Annotated in this window: 21 protein-coding genes; 14 read left to right on the top strand and 7 right to left on the bottom strand. The window is 69.2% G+C overall.

The features are described from left to right. The first annotated feature begins 39 nt into the window (after positions 1-39). From ACFY1H_RS16865 to ACFY1H_RS16850, 4 genes are read left to right on the top strand one after another with little or no spacing between them, the layout of a single operon-like run. Positions 40-1,119 carry an isocitrate/isopropylmalate dehydrogenase family protein gene (locus ACFY1H_RS16865; protein ID WP_386947316.1) on the top strand — a complete coding sequence of 360 codons (1,080 nt, stop codon included), beginning with the start codon at positions 40-42 and terminating at the stop codon, positions 1,117-1,119. Next, the gene (locus ACFY1H_RS16860) at positions 1,116-2,477 is read left to right on the top strand and encodes an NAD-dependent succinate-semialdehyde dehydrogenase (RefSeq protein ID WP_386947314.1); all 1,362 of its coding nucleotides are present in this window, start codon (positions 1,116-1,118) and stop codon (positions 2,475-2,477) included. The genes ACFY1H_RS16865 and ACFY1H_RS16860 overlap by 4 nt, the downstream gene beginning before the upstream one ends. Continuing rightward, positions 2,474-2,890, top strand: coding sequence for a cupin domain-containing protein (locus ACFY1H_RS16855; protein WP_366584153.1), 417 nt, complete (start codon positions 2,474-2,476; stop codon positions 2,888-2,890). The genes ACFY1H_RS16860 and ACFY1H_RS16855 overlap by 4 nt, the downstream gene beginning before the upstream one ends. A gap of 9 nt (positions 2,891-2,899) precedes the next feature. Next, positions 2,900-3,787, top strand: a complete 888-nt coding sequence (locus tag ACFY1H_RS16850; RefSeq protein WP_366584152.1) for a GntR family transcriptional regulator — start codon at positions 2,900-2,902, stop codon at positions 3,785-3,787. Here ACFY1H_RS16850 and ACFY1H_RS16845 read toward each other — a convergent pair. After that, positions 3,784-4,686 carry a MurR/RpiR family transcriptional regulator gene (locus ACFY1H_RS16845; protein ID WP_366584151.1) on the bottom strand — a complete coding sequence of 301 codons (903 nt, stop codon included), beginning with the start codon at positions 4,684-4,686 and terminating at the stop codon, positions 3,784-3,786. The two genes, ACFY1H_RS16850 and ACFY1H_RS16845, sit on opposite strands and share 4 nt — an antisense overlap. A gap of 77 nt (positions 4,687-4,763) precedes the next feature. After that, positions 4,764-5,597, bottom strand: coding sequence for an alpha/beta hydrolase (locus tag ACFY1H_RS16840; protein WP_386947311.1), 834 nt, complete (start codon positions 5,595-5,597; stop codon positions 4,764-4,766). Between the two features lie 179 nt (positions 5,598-5,776). Between ACFY1H_RS16840 and ACFY1H_RS16835 the strand changes: the two genes are divergently transcribed. The 8 genes from ACFY1H_RS16835 (at position 5,777) to ACFY1H_RS16800 (ending at position 12,970) form a co-directional block, all read left to right on the top strand. Then, a complete protein-coding gene (locus tag ACFY1H_RS16835; protein ID WP_386947309.1) occupies positions 5,777-6,916 on the top strand; it encodes a C45 family autoproteolytic acyltransferase/hydolase in 1,140 nt (379 codons plus the stop codon). Then, positions 6,916-7,659, top strand: a complete 744-nt coding sequence (locus ACFY1H_RS16830; RefSeq protein WP_364181174.1) for an amino acid ABC transporter ATP-binding protein — start codon at positions 6,916-6,918, stop codon at positions 7,657-7,659. Before ACFY1H_RS16835 ends, ACFY1H_RS16830 begins: the two co-directional genes overlap by 1 nt. Before the next feature lie 43 nt (positions 7,660-7,702). Further along, positions 7,703-8,647: a transporter substrate-binding domain-containing protein gene (locus tag ACFY1H_RS16825; RefSeq protein WP_366584148.1), complete on the top strand. Its 945-nt coding sequence runs from the start codon at positions 7,703-7,705 to the stop codon at positions 8,645-8,647. A gap of 25 nt (positions 8,648-8,672) precedes the next feature. Then, positions 8,673-9,317, top strand: a complete 645-nt coding sequence (locus ACFY1H_RS16820; protein ID WP_366584147.1) for an amino acid ABC transporter permease — start codon at positions 8,673-8,675, stop codon at positions 9,315-9,317. Then, a complete protein-coding gene (locus ACFY1H_RS16815; RefSeq protein WP_386947307.1) occupies positions 9,314-10,189 on the top strand; it encodes an amino acid ABC transporter permease in 876 nt (291 codons plus the stop codon). The genes ACFY1H_RS16820 and ACFY1H_RS16815 overlap by 4 nt, the downstream gene beginning before the upstream one ends. 22 nt (positions 10,190-10,211) lie before the next feature. Continuing rightward, a complete protein-coding gene (rocD, locus tag ACFY1H_RS16810) occupies positions 10,212-11,405 on the top strand; it encodes an ornithine--oxo-acid transaminase (RefSeq protein ID WP_366584145.1) in 1,194 nt (397 codons plus the stop codon). A 99-nt stretch (positions 11,406-11,504) separates the two neighbouring features. After that, complete coding sequence (locus tag ACFY1H_RS16805) at positions 11,505-12,365, top strand: alpha/beta fold hydrolase (protein WP_386947305.1); 861 nt, start codon at positions 11,505-11,507, stop codon at positions 12,363-12,365. 5 nt (positions 12,366-12,370) lie between these two features. Next, entirely contained in the window at positions 12,371-12,970 is a 600-nt protein-coding gene (locus tag ACFY1H_RS16800; RefSeq protein WP_366584143.1) for a TetR/AcrR family transcriptional regulator, read from the top strand. On the opposite strand, the gene ACFY1H_RS16795 is transcribed toward ACFY1H_RS16800, so the two are convergent. The 3 genes from ACFY1H_RS16795 to ACFY1H_RS16785 are packed head-to-tail and all read right to left on the bottom strand — an operon-like array spanning position 12,961 to position 14,518. Continuing rightward, positions 12,961-13,536, bottom strand: a complete 576-nt coding sequence (locus ACFY1H_RS16795) for a hypothetical protein (protein ID WP_386947303.1) — start codon at positions 13,534-13,536, stop codon at positions 12,961-12,963. The genes ACFY1H_RS16800 and ACFY1H_RS16795 overlap by 10 nt on opposite strands. Positions 13,537-13,549: 13 nt before the next feature. After that, positions 13,550-14,077 carry a hypothetical protein gene (locus tag ACFY1H_RS16790; protein WP_386947301.1) on the bottom strand — a complete coding sequence of 176 codons (528 nt, stop codon included), beginning with the start codon at positions 14,075-14,077 and terminating at the stop codon, positions 13,550-13,552. A 21-nt stretch (positions 14,078-14,098) separates the two neighbouring features. Beyond that, complete coding sequence (locus ACFY1H_RS16785) at positions 14,099-14,518, bottom strand: hypothetical protein (protein ID WP_386947299.1); 420 nt, start codon at positions 14,516-14,518, stop codon at positions 14,099-14,101. A gap of 375 nt (positions 14,519-14,893) precedes the next feature. Between ACFY1H_RS16785 and ACFY1H_RS16780 the strand changes: the two genes are divergently transcribed. After that, entirely contained in the window at positions 14,894-15,463 is a 570-nt protein-coding gene (locus ACFY1H_RS16780; protein ID WP_386947926.1) for a S1 RNA-binding domain-containing protein, read from the top strand. A 74-nt stretch (positions 15,464-15,537) separates the two neighbouring features. Here the strand turns inward: ACFY1H_RS16780 and ACFY1H_RS16775 are convergent, their stop codons facing one another. After that, positions 15,538-16,899, bottom strand: coding sequence for an NAD-dependent succinate-semialdehyde dehydrogenase (locus ACFY1H_RS16775; protein WP_386947923.1), 1,362 nt, complete (start codon positions 16,897-16,899; stop codon positions 15,538-15,540). A gap of 263 nt (positions 16,900-17,162) precedes the next feature. Here ACFY1H_RS16775 and ACFY1H_RS16770 point away from each other — a divergent pair, with 263 nt between their 5' ends. Continuing rightward, positions 17,163-17,681 carry a lytic polysaccharide monooxygenase auxiliary activity family 9 protein gene (locus ACFY1H_RS16770; protein ID WP_366584127.1) on the top strand — a complete coding sequence of 173 codons (519 nt, stop codon included), beginning with the start codon at positions 17,163-17,165 and terminating at the stop codon, positions 17,679-17,681. Positions 17,682-17,736: 55 nt separating this feature from the next. On the opposite strand, the gene ACFY1H_RS16765 is transcribed toward ACFY1H_RS16770, so the two are convergent. After that, positions 17,737-17,997: a PLD nuclease N-terminal domain-containing protein gene (locus ACFY1H_RS16765; protein WP_366584126.1), complete on the bottom strand. Its 261-nt coding sequence runs from the start codon at positions 17,995-17,997 to the stop codon at positions 17,737-17,739. Positions 17,998-18,035: the final 38 nt, after the last annotated feature.

Genomic DNA, 18,035 nt, shown 5'->3' with positions numbered 1-18,035 from the left:
AAACCAGCGTCGGAAAATCCGCAGTCGGAAGGAGTGTCCGTGAAAGTCCTCGTCCTGCCCGGCGACGGAATCGGCCCGGAGATCACGGCGGCAACCCTGGACGTGCTCGGCGCCGCGGATCGGCGGCTCGGGCTCGGCCTGAGCTTCGAGGTCCGCGACATCGGCCTGGCCTCGCTCGCGACCGACGGCACCACGCTGCCGCAGGCGGTCCTCGAGCGTGTGCCCGAGGTCGACGGCACGCTGCTCGGCCCGGTGTCGCACTACGAGTATCCGCCGCGCGAACAGGGCGGGATCAACCCGTCCGCCGCGCTGCGGACCACGTTCGAGCTGTTCGCCAACGTGCGCCCGTGTCGTTCGCGCGAGGACCTGAGCATCCTGCGCAAGCCCATGGACCTCGTGATCGTGCGCGAGAACACCGAGGGTTTCTACTCCGACCGCAACATGTTCGCCGGCACCGGCGAGTTCATGCCCGACCCCGACCTCGCGCTGTCCGTGCGCAAGGTCAGCGCACGCGGTTCCGCCCGCGTCGCGCGGGCGGCGTTCGAGCTCGCGCGCGGCCGCCGCGGCAAGGTGACTGCGGTGCACAAGGCCAACGTGCTCAAGCTGTCCGACGGCCTGTTCCTGCGCGAGGTCCGCGCGGTCGCCCAGGAGTTCCCCGACGTCGAGCTGGAAGAGTTGATCGTCGACGCGGCGGCGGCGCTGCTCGTGCGCGACCCGGAGCGCTTCGACGTGCTGGTGACCACCAACATGTTCGGCGACATCCTGTCCGACGAGGCCTCCGAGCTATCCGGCAGCCTCGGCCTCGGCGGGTCGATCAACGCCGGGCACGACGTGTGCGTCGGCCAGGCGCAGCACGGTTCCGCGCCCGACATCGCGGGCCAGGGCGTGGCCAACCCGGCGTCGCTCATCCTGTCCGCGGCGATGCTGCTGGACTGGCGCGGCCGCCGCGACGGCAACGACGTGCTCGTGGCCGGCGCGGAACTCGTGACCCGCGCCGTGGACTCCGTCCTCGACAACCCGGCGACGCGCACCGCGGACGTCGGCGGCACACTCGGCACCGAAGCGTTCGCCGGCGCGGTTTCCGAGTCCGTCACCGGCCTTCCGGTGGGTGCCCGATGATCCGATCCGTGAACCCGGCGACGGGCAAGCCACTGTCCACTTACGACTCGCACACGGCCGAAGAGGTCGACGCCGCACTGGATGCGGCCGTGGCCGCGCAGGCGGGGTGGCGTGAGAAACCGCTTGCCGAACGCGTGGAGCTGCTGCGCGAGCTGGCCGCGGTCCTGCGCGCGGGGAAGGCCGAGTACGCGCGGCTGATCACCGAAGAGATGGGCAAGCCGCTCGCCGAAGCCGAGGCCGAGATCGAGAAGTGCGCGCTCAACTGCGTGCACTACGCCGAGCACGCCGCGGAGTACCTGGCCGAGCGCCCGGTGCTGGCCGAGGCGTCCGTGGTGGCCGAGCCGCTCGGCGTGGTGCTCGCCGTGATGCCGTGGAACTACCCGTTCTGGCAGTTCTTCCGCTTCGCCGCGCCGGCGCTGGCCGCGGGCAACGGTGCGATCCTCAAGCACGCCACCAACGTCCCGGGCTGCGCGCTGGCCATCGAAGACGTGTTCCGCAAGGCCTCGGCGCCCGCCGGGCTGGTGCGGGCGCTGCTCGTCGACGTCGGCGAGGTCGCGAAGCTCATCGCCGACGACCGCATCGCCGCCGTCACGCTGACCGGCTCGACGCGCGTCGGCGCGCTCGTGGCGAGCCAGGCCGGGGCCGCGCTCAAGAAGCAGGTGCTGGAGCTCGGCGGCTCCGACCCGTTCGTGGTCCTCGCCGACGCCGACGTGCCGGCCGCCGCCGAGACGGCCGTGCGCGCACGGTTCCTCAACAACGGGCAAAGCTGCGTCAACGCCAAGCGGTTCATCGTGGACGAGGCCGTGGCCGACGAGTTCGCCGAAGCCTTCACCGCCGCGGTCGAACGGCTGCGGGTGGGCGATCCGGCCGAGGCGGGCACCACCGTCGGGCCGCTCGCGCGCGAGGACCTGCGCGACGGGCTCGACGACCAGGTGCGCCGCACGGTCGCGGCCGGCGGCGTGCTGCGAACCGGGGGCGAGCCCGTGGCCGGACCGGGCTACTTCTACGCGCCGACGGTGCTCGACCGCGTGAAGCCGGGCATGGCCGCGTTCGACGAGGAGACGTTCGGGCCGGTCGCGGCCATCGTCCGCGTCTCCGGCGACGACGAGGCCCTGGCGCTGGCCAACGACACCGAGTTCGGCCTCGGCGCCGCCGTGTGGACGCGGTCGGCTGAACGCGCGCAGCGCTTCGCCAAGGGCCTGCAGGCCGGCGCGGTGTTCGTGAACAGCATGGTCGCCTCCGACCCGCGGCTGCCGTTCGGCGGCATCAAGAAGTCCGGCTACGGTCGGGAGCTGGGCGCGGACGGGATCCGCGAGTTCGTGAACGTGAAGACCGTGTGGTTCGGAGGAACCCGATGAGCGAATCGAAGCCGTTTCCCTCCGTGGTGCTGCGCCCGGCCGAGCTGACCGCGGCCGACCGCGGCGGCGGCGCGCGCACGATCCCGCTGGTGAGCAAGGCCCTGGGCGCCGAGGTGTTCCTCAACGGCCAGACGCTGTTCGACGGCGGCGCGGGCATCCCGCTGCACACGCACAACTGCCCCGAGAGCGTGGTGATCCTGGAGGGCGAGGCGATCGTGGAGATCGACGGCGCCGAGCACCACCTGTCCACTTGGGACACCACCTACGTCGACGCGGGCGTGCCGCACCGGTTCCGCAACGCCTCGGCCACGGCGCCGATGCGGATCCTGTGGACCTACGCCTCGGTGGAGGCGACGCGCACCATCGTCGCGACCGGCACCACCACCCGGGTGGATGCCGAGCACCGGCGCTAGCCTGGGTAAGTGGAACAGACCCCGACCCCGCTCACCCGGCAGGTCGCGGCGCGCATCGTGGGCTACATCCGCGAGACCGCGGCCGAGCCGGGCACGCGGCTGGTGGAGCGCACCCTGGCCGCGCACCTGCGTGTTTCGCGCTCACCCGTGCGCGCGGCGCTGCGCCTGCTGGCGGACGAAGGGGTGGTGGCCGTCGCCGAGCCCGGCGGCGGCCACACCGTCGCCCGCCCGGTCGCCGAGCTCACGGTCGAGGCCGGTGAGCTCGGCGACGAGGACGAGGAGCAGTACCTGCGCATCGCCTCGGACCGGCTCGACGGCGAGCTGCCCGACCGCGTGAGCGAGAGCGAGCTGGCGCGCCGCTACGCCCTCACCCCGGCCCAGGTGACGGCCGTGCTGCGCCGCATCTCCGGCGAGGGCTGGATCGAGCGGCTGCCCGGCTACGGCTGGGAGTTCCAGCCGATGCTGACGTCGCAGGAGTCCTATGAGGACAGCTACCGGTTCCGGCTCGCGCTCGAACCGGCGGCGCTGCTCGAACCCGGCTTCGCCGTGGACCGGGCGGCCATCGAAACCGTTCGCGCGCAACAGCTCGAGCTCGCCGAGGGCGCCGCGCACACCGTGACCAACACCGAGCTGTTCGCGCGCAACCGCGCCTTCCACGAGGCCGTGGTGGCGTGCAGCCACAACACGTTCTTCATCGATTCGCTGCGCCGCGTGGACAACCTGCGCCGCCTGATCGAGTACCGGCGCACGCTGCCGCGCGACCGGGCCGCGGTGCGCTGCCGCGAGCACGTCGACCTCGCGGACCTGCTGCTGGCCGGCCGCACCGCCGAAGCGGCGGAGTTCCTGCGGCGGCACCTGAGCACCGTCAGCGTGGAGAAAACGGCCGGCCCCGGTTAACCGACGCCGTCGCCGCGCGGCAGCCGCGGTGCGCGCAGATCGCCGTTGATCAGATCGGAACGCAGCGAAGTCAGCAGTTCCGACGTCTTCGTCGCGCGGTTTTCGTCGCGCGAGGCCAGGCGCAGCACCAACGCGTCGGTGAGCACCTCCGCGCTCAGCATCTCCCCGGTGAAGTTGCTGGCGCTCTGCGGAGCCGTGAGCGAGACGTCCACCCGGGAGCCGAACAGCGGCCCCAGCGAGCTGGACACGAGCACCACGCTCGCGCCGACCTCCTCGGCGTGATCGAGCAGCACCTCGATCTCGCCGAGGATCCGGCCGGGGATGTAGAGCACGACGACGTCTTCCGGGCCGAGGCCGAGCAGGTCGTCGGCCAGCTGGAAGCCGGTGGCGCCCGTGGACCGCGCGCGCCGGCCCATCCGGACCAGGCGCATGGTCAGGTACCGCGCCACCAGGCTCGAGGCCCCCAGGCCGAAGCTGAGGACCTCGCGCGCGCAGTCCAGCAGGTCGACCGCGTGCAGGAACTCGTCGGACTGCACGAGCCGCCAGGTGGCGGCCAGCCGCTCGGTCGCGTCGGTGAAGACCTTGTCCACCACGGCATCGCCCGCGGTGGCGCCGTCGGGCAGCTCGGTCAGCAGCCGGTGCGACGGGCTGGTCTCCAGCGCGACCTCGCGCGCCAGGCTGCGCCGCAGGTCCATCAGCCCCGCGAACCCCAGTGACTTCGCGGTGCGCACCACGGTCGCGTCGCTGGTCGCCGTCGCGCCGCCGATCTGGTCGGCCGTGGCGAAAATGGCGTAGCGGCCGTGGTCGCGCAGGTACTCCGCGACGGTCCGCTCGGCCCGCGACATCTTCGGCAGGCACCGCGCGATCCGCGCGCGCAGCGACTCTTCGTCGTTCCCCATCCCACCCTCGTTTCCCGATCCACGTGCCCACGGGAGGGCCGCCACGGTGCGGCCGTGCCCCGTGAGCCCGTCACGCGCTACGGCCGGCGCGCCAGCTCCCCGGCGATGAAGTTCTTCACCACCGGCTGGATCAGCAGCCCGCGGTGTGCCACGCCGGGCACCACGTCGAACTGCACGTCGATCCCGTTGCTCTCGAAATTCTTGCGCAACGTGGTCAGCCGCTCGATGCGCGTGTCACCACCGGCGTCGATCCCCGGCTCCGCGATCTCCCACGTGTCCTTGTCCTCGCCGCCCACGATCATCTGCACGGGCAGCTTGCGCAGAGCATCCACCTGCACGTCGGTGCCGAACAGCTCGCGCACGTCGGCGGTGCCCAGCCACCACGGGACGTCCGGGTCGATCCGCGTGACCCGGCCCGGAGCGCCGATGGACAACGCGGCCAGCCGATCGGCGTGCAGGTAAGCGAAGCGGTGCGCGAACTGCCCGCCGCCGGAGAAGCCGTGCAGGTAGAAGCGGTCGGCGTCCACGCGGAAGCGCGCGGCGACCTCGGCGATCATGTCGAGCAGGATCGAGTCGTAGCGGATGCCTTCGAAGCTGAGGCGCTTGAAGCCGTGCAGGTCGCCGGGCTGCGCGATGCCCGCCGGGAACAGCGGCGCGAGCACGATGGTGTCGTTCTGCTCCGCGAACTCGCGGTAGTCGTTGCGGTAACGCTCCGCGGTGCGCTGGGTGCCGTGCATCAGGACGAGCAGCGGCAGCGGCGTCTCGGAGGTGCGGTGGGCGCTGGGCACGTAGAGGCAGTAGGAAAAGCGCTGGTCGCTCTGCAGCGCGAAAAACGGCGTCGGCCCGCCGTAGTAGAACTCCGTCGGGTCGAGGACTCGGGCGGAGTCGGGCGTCGCTTGGGGGCTCGTCATGGAGCGGATCTCCTTGGCATGGCGTGGGACCGTCCTGCACCGTCGTAACCATGTAGTAACGACGACAGGTGTTGACAACTTCGTAGCACGGTCTATCTTATCCGTAGCTGCCACTACAAGTTCCTGATGAATGTAGCGCAAACCTTCAACGAATCGCCAGCACCGGGAAAGAGGTATCCATGGCAGTCCGGTTGGTCCAGATCGAAGGTGGCCCCCGTGAACGGGGACTCGCCTACGGAGAGGCCGCCAGGGCGGAGATCCGCACGTCGATCGCCTACTACCGGGAAGCTTTCCGGCTCGCGTCCGGTCTGGAGTGGACGGACGTGCAGGCCTCGGCCCGGCGCTGGCGCGCACCGGTCGCCGCCGTCGCACCGCACCTGCTCGAAGAGATGGACGCGATCGCCGACGGTGCCGGCGTGCACCAGGACGAGATCCTCGCGCTCAACGCGCGCGGCGAGATCGTCCGCAACAACGACAGCGCCTTCAACCCGGGCGTCGCCGAAGACGAGGAGCCGGCCGACGGCTGCTCCTCCTTCGCACTGCTGCCCGAGGCGACCGGCGACGGCCACGTCTACTGTGGACAGAACTGGGACTGGCGGGAAGGCACGCAGGACACCGTGGTGCTCCTGCGCGTGGTCCAGCCGCCCAAGCCCACCCTCATCATGCAGGTCGAGGCCGGCCAGATCGGCCGCCACGGCGCCAACTCCGCGGGCATCGCGCTCAACGCCAACGGGCTCAACGGCGCCTTCGGCACGCCGATCGGCATCCCGCAGCCGGTGCTGCGCCGGATGATCCTCGACCACGACCACCTCAAGAGCGCCCTGCAGGTGCCCTTCGACGTCCACCAGCACATCGCCACCAACCTCCTGGTGACCCACCGCGGCGGCGTCGCCGTGGACTACGAGACCACCCCCACCGTGCACCGCTGGGGCCTGCCGAGCGGCGGAATGCTGGTGCACGGCAACCACTACCAGTACGGCGTGCCCGACCGGATCGCCGCCACCCACCGCGTGTCCCCTGTGGACTCGCTCTACCGCGTGCAGGTGATCGAGCGCGGGCTCGCGTCCGCGCGCACGGCCACCAGCTCCGCCGAGGTGCGCAAGGTCGTCGCCGCGACGATGAGCGACCACGTCGGGCATCCCGACGGCGTGTGCGCCCACCCGGACGACCGGGCGCCGGACCTCAAGCGCTACAAGACGATCGCCTCCAGCCTGGTCGACCTGACCAGCGGCGAATACCGCGTGGCGATCGGCAACCCCTGTGAGAACGACTACGAACTGCTGCCCTGGCAGCTCTACGACGGCCCCGGAGGTCACTGATGACCGGACCCGTGCTCGCCAGTCTGCGCGGTGTGAACAAGAGCTACGGCGAAGTGCAGGTGCTGCACGACGTCGACCTCGACATCCACCAGGGCGAGGTCGTGGTGATCCTCGGCCCGTCCGGGTCGGGCAAGTCGACGCTGTGCCGCTGCATCAACCGCCTGGAGAAGATCAACTCCGGCACCATCACGCTGGACGGCAAGCCGCTGCCCGCCGAGGGCCGCGACCTGGCGCGCCTGCGGGCCGACGTCGGCATGGTCTTCCAGTCGTTCAACCTCTTCGCGCACCGCAGTGTGCTCGAGAACGTGACGCTCGGGCCGATCCGCGTTCGCGGGATTCCCAAGCGTGAGGCCGAAGCGACCGCACGACGGCTGCTCGACCGCGTCGGGGTGGCCGACCAGGCCGACAAACTGCCCGCTGAGCTCTCCGGCGGGCAGCAGCAGCGCGTGGCCATCGCCAGGGCGCTCGCGATGAACCCCAAGATCGTGCTGTTCGACGAACCGACCAGCGCGCTCGACCCGGAGATGGTGAGCGAGGTCCTCGACGTGATGACCTCGCTGGCCGCGGAGGGCACCACGATGGTCGTGGTCACGCACGAGATGGGCTTCGCCCGCCGTGCCGCCCACCGCGTGGTCTTCATGAGCGAAGGCCGCATCGCCGAACAAGGCACCCCCGAAGAGTTCTTCGACCGCACGGGCACCGCCCGGGCGCGGGACTTCCTGTCCAAAGTCCTCCAGCACTAGTCCCTCCAGCACCGAATTTCCCCACCGTGACAAGGAGAAAGCAATGAAGCTGACCAGAATCACCGCCGCCGTGGGCGCGGTGGTCGTCGCGGGCGCGCTGCTCGCCGCGTGCGGCAGCGCCCCGGCCACGGCCCCCGGTGGCGCCGCCGCGAAGCCGGCCGCCGCGGACGTCGCCAAGATGATCAGCCAGGACGACGCCGTCGCGGGCGCGCCGGTGGGCCAGAACCTGCCGCACTCGCCGATGCTGGACAAGATCCGCCAGCGCGGCGAGCTGGTCTGGGCGGGCAGCCGCAACACGCTGGGCTTCTCGCAGCTCGACCCGGCCACCGGCAAGATCTCCGGCTTCGACGCCGGCATGGCCGACCTGCTCGCGAAGTACCTGCTGGGCAAGCCGTCGGCGAAGATGCAGAGCGGTGGCTCCGACACCCGTGAGGGCCTGCTCGGCAACCACACCATCGACGTCGCGATCCAGACGTACACGATGACGCCCGAGCGCGCCAAGCTCGTGAACTTCTCCGGCCCGTACTACATGGCGGCCAGCGGCATCATCGTGAAGTCCACGGACACCACGATCAAGAGCGCCAAGGACCTCGCCGGCAAGAAGGTGGCCACCGAGTCCGGTGCGGCGAAGACCGCGCTGGTCACCGAGGTGCCGACCGCGCAGCCGGTGCTGTTCGACACCACCGCGCAGTGCATCGCCGCGGTGGAGCAGGGCCGCGCCGAGGCCGTGACGCTGAACAACGCTTCGCTGCTCGGCGCGATCCAGACGCGCTCGGACGTGAAGCTGCTCGACGCGACGTTCGGCTCCAACCCGTTCGGCATCGGCGAGCCCAAGGACGACCCGGTGTTCAAGCAGGTCGTCGACGAGTTCCTGCAGAAGATCGAGGCCGACGGCACCTGGACCAAGCTCTGGCAGGGCACCGTCGGCAAGCTGCTGAAGACCCCGCCGCCCGCCCCGCCGAAGCTCGGCTCCGTCCCCGGCGTCTGACCCGAACCCCGAAATCGGAGACCCCATGTCCGTGCTCTTCGCGCACCTCGGTGAGCTGCTGACCGGTCTGCTGACGACCCTCGAGCTGGCCGCGATCGCGTTTCCGCTGGCGCTGGTGATCGGCACCCTGCTGGGTGTCTGCCGCGTCAGCCCGATCGGGCCGCTGCGGGCGGCCGCCGGGTTCTACGTGCACTGCCTGCGCAACTCGCCGATGCTGCTGGTGATGGTCATGGTGGTCTTCGGCCTGCCCTACCTCGGCGCGACCGTCCCGCTGTTCGGGTCGGTCGTGCTGGGGCTGGGGCTGTACTTCGGCGCCTACATCTGCGAAACGGTGCGCTCCGGCATCGCCGGCGTGCCGCTCGGCCAGATCGAGGCGGCGCGCGCCATCGGCCTCACCTTCTCGGGCGTCCTGCGGCAGGTCGTGCTGCCGCAGGCGTTCCGGTCGATGGTGCAGCCGCTGGGCAACATCCTGATCAACGTGTGCCTCGGTTCGGCACTCGGCGCGGCGGTCGGTGTCCAGGAGCTCACCGGTTCGGCGCGTCAGTTCAACCTCGACTTCGCCCAGCCGGTCCCGACCTTCATCGCCGCGGTCATCGGCTACCTCCTGATCACCCTGACGATCGGCCAGCTGACCGGCGTCGTCGAACGGAAGGTTCGCATCCGACGATGAAGTCGCGCTCCCCCGCCCTTTTCGACGAACTCGGGCCCCGAGGCCAGAAGCGGCTGAAGATCGCCACCGTCGTGGCCGTCCTCGCGCTGATCGGCATCGTGGCCGGCGCCATCGCCCAGCTCGCCCACGTGCAGCAGCTCACCACGCGTCTGTGGGAGCCGCTCATCGAGTGGTCGAACATCCGTTACCTGCTGCAGGGCCTGCTGACCACGCTGGAGGTCGGCCTCACCGGCGCCGCGATCTCCCTGGTGTTCGGCACGCTGATGGGCGTCGGCCGGCTCTCCACGCACAAGTGGGTCTCGATCCCGTGCGCCGGCCTGATCGAGCTCTTCCGCGCGATCCCGCTGATCCTGCTCGTGTACTTCTTCCTCATCGGCCTGCCCATGTTCGGCTGGAACCTCCCGCCGTTCTGGGTGCTGACCATCCCGATCGTGCTGCACGCCGGCGCGGTCTTCGCCGAGATCGTCCGCGCCGGCGTGAACTCGCTGGACCGCGGCCAGTTCGACGCCGCCGCGGCGATCGGCCTGCGCCGCGGGCAGACGATGCTGCTCGTGGTGCTGCCCCAGGTGTTCAGGGCCCTGCGCCCGGCGCTGGTCACGCAGGTGATCCGCACGCTGAAGGAATCGAGCCTCGGCTACGTCGTCGGCTACCCCGAGCTGCTGCGCGACGGGCAGGTGATCGGCGAGTTCAACGCCAACTTCCTGCAGACCTACGCGTTCACCGCGGTCATCTACATCGTCATCAACTTCGGGCTCTCCCGCGTCGCCGAGCTGCTCGACCGGCCGAAGAAGGTCCGGCGCCGCCCGGACCGGCCGGCGCCGGAGCCCGAACCCGAGCCGGCGGCGTCGCAACCGGCCGGCACCCTCGTCTGAGTTTTCCTTGAAGCGGAGAGAAATGTCCATCACCGGCGAAGAGATCGAACGCGCCGAAGCCGCACTGGCCCACAACTACCACCCGCTGCCCGTGGTGCTCACGGAAGGCAAGGGCGCGTGGGTCACCGACGTCGAAGGCCGGCGCTACCTCGACCTGCTCGCGGGCTACAGCGCGCTGAACTTCGGCCACGGTGACGACGAGCTGCTGGCCGTCGCGCACGCCCAGCTCGACCGGCTGACCCTCACCAGCCGCGCGTTCCACCACAACCAGCTGGGCACGTTCGCCTCCGAGCTCGCCGAGCTGTGCGGCATGGAGATGGTGCTGCCGATGAACACCGGCGCCGAGGCCGTGGAGACGGCCATCAAGACGGCGCGCAAGTGGGGCTACCGCGTGAAGGGCGTGCCGGCCGGGCGCGCGAAGATCGTGGTGGCGGGCGGCAATTTCCACGGCCGGACCGTGACGATCGTCGGGTTCTCCGACGACCCCGAGGCCACGGCCGACCACGGCCCGTTCACGCCGGGGTTCGTGACCGTGCCGTTCGGCGACGCGGAGGCGCTGCGGTCCGCGGTGGACGAGGACACGGTGGCGGTGCTGATCGAGCCGATCCAGGGTGAGGGCGGTGTGGTGCTGCCGCCTGACGGGTATCTGCGTGCGGTTCGGTCCATTTGCTCCGAGGCCGGGGTGCTGTTCATCGCCGACGAGATCCAGTCGGGGCTCGGGCGGACCGGGCGCACGTTCGCGTGTGACCACGAGGACGTCGTGCCCGACATGTACGTGCTCGGCAAGGCGTTGGGCGGCGGCATCCTGCCGGTGTCGGCCGTGGTGTCGCGGCGCGACGTACTGGGCGTGTTCCGGCCGGGTGAGCACGGCAGCACGTTCGGCGGCAACCCGCTCGCATGCGCCGTCGGGACGGCGGTGGTGCGGAAGCTGAAGACGGGTGAGCCGCAGCGCCGGGCCGAGGAGCTGGGCCGGGTCTTTGCTGCGGTCCTGTCCGAACTGCCCTCTTCGGCGGTCGACGCGGTGCGGGTGCGCGGCCTGTGGGCCGGAATCGACGTGCGCGGCCGCACGGGCCGGGACGTCTGCGAAGGCCTGCTTCGGCGCGGCGTGCTGGCGAAGGACGCACACGGCAGCACGATCCGGCTGGCTCCGCCGCTCGTGGTGTCCGAAGAGGACCTGCGCTGGGGCGTTGCGCAGCTGGCGGCCGAACTGGGCTGAGCTTGTTCGCACTGGTGCCCGCCACACCTTCCGGGGGTGGCGGGCACAGTCGTGTCCGCTTTTATTTACATACAGACTGTATGTATGTATCTTGGTCGCATGACTTCCTCACTCGGACAGGACCACCGCATCCGCCTGCCGCAGGGCGAGGTGCGCTACTACGAACGCGGCACGGGTCAGCCCGTGGTCTTCGTGCACGGGGTGCTCACCAACGCGCTGCTGTGGCGCAAGGTCGTGCCCACCATCGCGGAGGCCGGGTTCCGTTGCCTGGCCCCGGATCTGCCCCTGGGCGCGCACGAGATCCCGCTTCGATCCGACGCGGACCTGAGCGCCCCCGGCGTGGCCACGCTGCTGGGCGATTTCCTGGAGGCCCTCGACCTGCACGACGTGACCCTGGTGGCCAACGACACCGGCGGCGCCATCACGCAGCTGCTGCTCGCGCGGCATCCGGCGCGCGTCGGCCGGGTCGTGCTGACGCCGTCGGACAGCTTCGAGTACTTCTTCCCGCCGATCTTCAAGCCGTTGCCGACGTTGGCGAAGGTGCCGGGTTCGATGGCCGTGCTGGATCAGCTGTTGCGGGTGCGGGCGTTGTGGCCGTTGCCGCTGCTGTTCGGCTGGGTGACGAAGAAGCCGCTGGATCCGGCGGTGGCGTCGGCGTACCTGCTTCGCCTGCGCCGATCTCGCGGTGTCCAGCGGGACCTGCGGAAGCTCCTGCGCTCGGTGGACCCGCGGTTGACCCTGGCCGCGGCGGAGCAGCTGCGCTCGTTCTCCCGGCCCGTGCTGCTGGCGTGGGCGACGGAGGACAAGCTGTTCCCCGTGCGCTTCGCGTACCGGCTGGCGTCGCTTTTGCCGGATGCTCGGGTTGTGGAGATCGCCGACTCGTACACCTTCGTCCCCGAGGACCAGCCCGAGGTGCTGGCCGGGCACATCGTCGAGTTCGCGAGCGTCATGGCAGATTAGGCCGGGTGAGACGCACTCAGCAGGAACGTTCCGACAGCACGCGCGCCGCCCTCGTCGGCGCCGCCCGCGAGCTCTTCGGCACGCGCGGCTACCACGACGTCCCGGCCGAAGAAATCACCCGCACCGCCGGCGTCACGCGCGGCGCGCTCTACCACCACTTCGGCGACAAGCTGGGCCTGTTCCGGGCCGTGGTGGAGTCGGTTGAACGCGAGCTCACGGCGGAGGTCTCGGCGGTGATGACCGCGTCCGCCGATCCCTTGGTGGGCATGACGACGGCGTTGGGGACGTTCCTGGAGGCGTGTCTGCGCCCGGAGGTCCAGCGCATCTCCCTCACGGACGCCCCCGCCGTGCTGGGCTGGGACGCCTGGCGCGAAATCGAAGGCGAGTACGGCTTGGGGCTGCTGGTGTCGGCGTTGACTTCGGCCCATGCGGCGGGGTTGATCGTGGACATGCCCATCGGGACTCTGGCGCAGCTCATCCTGAGCGCCGTGATGGAGGCGGCGCGGATGATCGCTTCGGCGTCGGACCAGGCGGCGGTGCTGGCTGAGACTCAGGTGGTTTTCGCGGGCTGGCTGGGCTCTTTGCTGCGAGCCGATCACCAGTAGACGGGTTGGCGTTCTTCGGGCCTAGCTGTTACGACGTCGATCCCTGGTGTGCTGGCCAGTGCTTCGACGGCTTCTCTTGCCGCCCCGACCCCGGCCCAGTGCGGATCGACGTCACTGGCGAAGCACCACGCGCGATCCACCGGCCACACGAACGCCGGTGGGGCGATGGGGTGGCCTGTGCCCAGTTCGTTTTCCCAGTCGTCGAGGTCGGTGAGTGTTCCGCGCAGAACCCAGTAGCGACGGTGGGGCAGGGTCAGGAAGGTTTCGCCTTGCGGCCTTATGTCGGAGTAGCCCTCCCAGACGCAGAAGTAGCACTCGTCGGGCGTCTCGGTGAACCGGCTGAGTTCGCGCAGTGCCGTCCGTGTTTGCTCGATGTCGGACTTGTGGCCCGGGGGCAGTCGTACGTCGGCCTCTGCCTGCCCGGGGCGCTCGGGGTCCGGGATGAACCGCAGCCGGGCGTAGGCTTCGTAGCCGGCTGGGCCGAAGAGGATGAGCCGCTCACCTGACGTCCCCGTCTGGGAGAGCCATTCCGCCGCTTTGGTATCGGCTAGGTACTCGAAGGTCACTACACTCCCGTCCTCACGAGGCCACCGGAAGGGGACGCCGACAGTCCTCACTGAATAGCGCGACGACGATATCCTCCTCCCCCAATTTCATGGGGTCGGTATACCCCGGCTGCCCAAGCGGCACGGTGCAGAACGTCACGTTCCCCGTAAAATGTTCCGGGTCGAACAGCGTCGGTCCAGCAGAGACGTACGCAGCCATCCGGACATCTGGCAAGTCTGTGTTTTGCCGAAACAGGGCCGCCCAAGCGAACGCCACCCCACTGCGGAGGAGCCGTGAAACCCGCGGTTCGCCGGTTCCGCTCAGATCAAGGTCAGGGATGCCGCGGCCGTTGACCGCAGCCTCATAGTCAATGACGGCCGAGAACCGGCCCCGGTTGCCGAAATAACTTTGATACCACGCCTCGAGCAAGTGGGCATCATCCACCGTGACCCAGCCTTGCTCGACCACTCCACTCAGCTCCACGACTACGTCGCTTTGCCTGACGACGTCCAGAAGATCCGCCCCGGCAATCCGAGCAGCTTCCGAACTCATCCACGCCACGACAATCCCCCTCTCGACACTTCACAATGAATTGGGCTCGCCATCATCGAATTCGATGACCAGCGAATCCGACTCCTCGACCAGATAGTAGTGCCCAGGAAAGTAATCCACATGGAGGTGATCGTCTTGGTCGGCCTCCAAGGCGAACCCTTCGATAACCTCGGCAAGGAAAGCAAGGAACTCCAGTCCTCCTCGAATCTCCATAGATTCACCATCCTCCAAAGAAGAAATGTGAACCTTTCCACTTGCCGGGCGAAACTCGATCCGCGACAACGATCTGTCATACGGCCGTGGATCTGCGGCCTTCGAGGCCCTCATTTCCGCTCGACCACTCCGCAGCTCCCGGCACAGTGCCAGCAGATCGGAACGAGTTCCGGAGATCGACATTTCCCCAAAAGTATCGTCGCGCAATACCTTCAATGCCACGCCTCCGTCAGCCACCGGCCGGAAGTCACCCGGCCGCGTCGGTTCCCATCGAACCATGCCGATCGAGAGCCTTGTCGCGTCAGCCCTACGTGAAGTACGGCTCACTCTGGTCACTCAACGCGTGATCAATGCGGAGCCGGATCCGGTTCGGCGGATCATGAGGATGTGGCCGCGCTCGTCCTGGATGAACGCGGAGGCGGCGACGCGTTCACAGCGGGCTCGCGCGGGTCGTCGAAGTAGTCCGTGCGGGAAATACTGCGCTCCTGGAACTCGGCGCCGCGGCAGAGGTTCCAGACGGATTCGAAGCTTTGGGAGTTGCTCTCGAAGCGGTCGCCGGCACGCCGATCTCCTTCCCAGCACACGAGCACCAGCGAGAGACTGGAGACCGTGATGGGCGGACAGTCCGAGAACCCAGAGCTCTGGACCTTCTTGGCATCGCTGTGCCGCGGTGACCTCCTCGCCGGCACCGTCGCGGCGATCGAACACTTCGGCGTGTTCGTGGCGCTGGATGAGGGTCCCGATCACCCGGTCTTCCCCGGAGTCGGCTTCGTGTCCTACGCCGAGCTGACCTGGGGGCGTTTCGAAGCCGCCACCGACGTCGTGCAAGTCGGACAGCGCGTCACAGGAGAGTTCCTCCAGTTCGACACGTGGAACCTGGAGGCCAGACTGTCCTTGAAAGCGTTGCAGCCGGATCCCTTCAAGGCGTTCGCCGACGGCGATCCGGTGGGGCACAAACTACACGGACGCATCACCAAGCTGGCCCCGTTCGGCGCCTTCGTCGAAGTCGCTCGCGGAATCGAGGGGCTGGTCCCACTGCGAGAACTCGCTGGGACGCCCGTGGAAACCCCGGAAGAGGTCGTCCAGGTTGGCGAGAAAGTCACGGTCGTCGTCACCGAGATCGACAAAGCGGGACGCCAGCTCACGCTCTCCCGACGACAGAGCTCGTCCGACCAGCGGTGAACTCAGGCCGCCACGGACGAATCCGCGACGGCCTGACGACGGCCTGCCAAGGCCGAGAACAACAACCCGGCAGCTCACAACCGGATCGATTTCTTGTTCATGAACTCCTCGATCCCCAACGGGCCCAGCTCCCGACCCATCCCGGAGCGCTTGATCCCACCGAACGGCAGATCCGCCTGCGACCCGCCCGATTTGTTGAAGTACACCATCCCCGACTCGATGCGGTTGGCCACCGCGCGCATGCGGGCCGGGTCGGTGCCGAAGACGCTGGCGCCCAGGCCGAAGGGGGAGTCGTTGGCGATGGAGATGGCCTCCTCGTCGGAGGAGGCCGGGAAGAGCAAGAACACGGGGCCGAAGATTTCGTCGCGGTAGGCGTCCATGTCGGGGGTCACGTCGGTCAGGACGGTGGCTTCCAGGTAGGCGCCGGGGCCGTCCACGCGGTGGCCGCCGGTCCGCAGAACCGCGCCCTGGGCGATGGCCGTCGAGACCTGGGCGGCGACTTCGTCGGCGGCGGAGACCGAGGCCAGGGGTGGCAGTTTGGTCGAGGAGTCGGAGGGGTCGCCGGGCAGATAGAACGAAGCCACCCGCGCGGTCAGTTTCTCGACGAACGAGTCGTACAGATCCCCCACCACGATGATGCGCTTGGGGGCGTTGCAGGACTGGCCGCAGTTGCGCATGCGGGCCGTCGCCACGGCGTTCACCGTCGAGTCCAAGTCGTCGGTGTCGAGGACGATCAAGGGGTCCGAGCCGCCCAACTCCAGGACGCAGCGCTTCAGGTTGCGGCCCGCCTCGGCGGCGACCGAGATGCCGGCCTGTTCGCTGCCCGTCAGGGAAACGCCGACGATGCGCGGGTCCGCGAGGATCGAGGGGACCTGGCGCGACGAGGCGAAGACGTTGACGTACGCGTCGTCCGGCACGCCGGCGTCGCGGAGGACCTGTTCGATCGCGACGGCCGAGCGGGGGCAGATGGACGCGTGCTTGAGCAGGATGGTGTTGCCCAGCACCAGGTTCGGCGCGACGAAACGCGCAACCTGGTACATGGGGAAGTTCCACGGCATCACGCCGAGCAGGGCGCCGATGGGCTCCTTGCGGATGACGGCGTCGCCGCCCTGGATCTTCAGTGGCTCGTCGGCGATGAGGGACGGGCCGTGTTCGGCGTAGTAGGAGAAGATGTCCACGACGATGCCGACCTCGCCGCGGCCCTCGTTGACGCGCTTGCCCATCTCGAGGGTCATGATGGCGGCGAGCTCGTCGGACCGTTCCGCGAACAGCTCACCCGCGCGCGCGACGATCTCGGCGCGTTCGGCGACCGGGCGGTCCCGCCAGGAAAGGTAGCCGCGGTGGACGCGGGCGATCGCGTCGCGTACCTCCTGGTCGGTGGAGTTCTCGATCTGCTCGATCAGTTCACCCGTGGCCGGGTCGGTGACGGTGTACATCGCGGCGAGAGCCTCCGTGTTCGACGGAACGAAGCGGTCGGACGCGCTCAGGCTATCAAACTGCATACAGTATGCACTAGCCCGGCGAAGGTCGTCCGACTACTCCAGAAGTTTGCGACCTCTTGACCGAAACGCCCGTTTCCCAGTATGGTCTAGACCACATTCTCCCCCTCTCCCCGCCCGCGCACCTCCCACGCGGCGGCTCGATCGCGCCCGTTCAAGGCCATCCGTGGGAGCGGGCACCGCTGTCGAAGGAGCCCGGTATGAAAACGAACCGCAAGCTCGTGGCCGCCCTCGCCGGTGCGGCGATCGCGCCCGTGATCGTGCTGGTCGGCCCCGTGGGCACGGCCAGCGCCCACGGCTACGTCAACGCGCCCGCCAGCCGGCAGGCGCAATGCGCGCAGAACATCGTGTCCTGCGGCGACATCAAGTGGGAACCGCAGAGCGTGGAAGGCCCGAAGGGCCAGCGCACCTGCAACGGCGGCGTCGCGCGCTTCGCCGAGCTCAACGACAACAGCAAGCCCTGGCGCGCCACCGCGACCGGTCGCACGGTCACGTTCAACTGGACGTTCACCGCCCGGCACAAGACCAGCACCTATGAGTACTACATCGGCAACACGCGCGTCGCGAGCTTCAGCGGCAACAACCAGGTGCCGCCGGCCACCGTGTCGCACTCGGTGAACCTGGGCAACCGCACGGGGCGCCAGACCGTGCTGGCCATCTGGAACGTCGCCGACACGGCCAACGCGTTCTACTCCTGCGTCGACCTGCAGGTGAGCTGACGAAATCGGCGGACGGGTTCGCCGAACCCGTCCGCCGATCCAGTCCACAACAGACTCAGCGATACGCTGCGGCCTCGGCACTGCGCCGCCCCACCAGGAACCACAGCAGCGGCCCGAGGAACGGCGCGCAGAACGCGAACACGACCCACACGAGCTTCATCCCGCCGGTCAGCGGGCTGCCGAGCACGCTGATCAGCGCGGCGAGGAAGAACACCAGCGGGGTCAGGATCAACGCGATGATCCCGACGGCGACGGCGATGTTCGCGGCGTGGGGGCCGTCCTGGGCTGCGGCGGCCAGCGCGGTGGGGATGGTCATCGGTCCTCTCCCTGGTTCTCGTCGGTCCACATCGGACG

Origin of the sequence: Amycolatopsis sp. NPDC001319 (assembly GCF_042896185.1) — a bacterium.
Lineage (GTDB): Bacteria > Actinomycetota > Actinomycetes > Mycobacteriales > Pseudonocardiaceae > Amycolatopsis.
The sequence above is the reverse complement of the archived record's forward strand: the minus strand, read 5'-3'. Positions and strand labels throughout refer to the sequence as shown.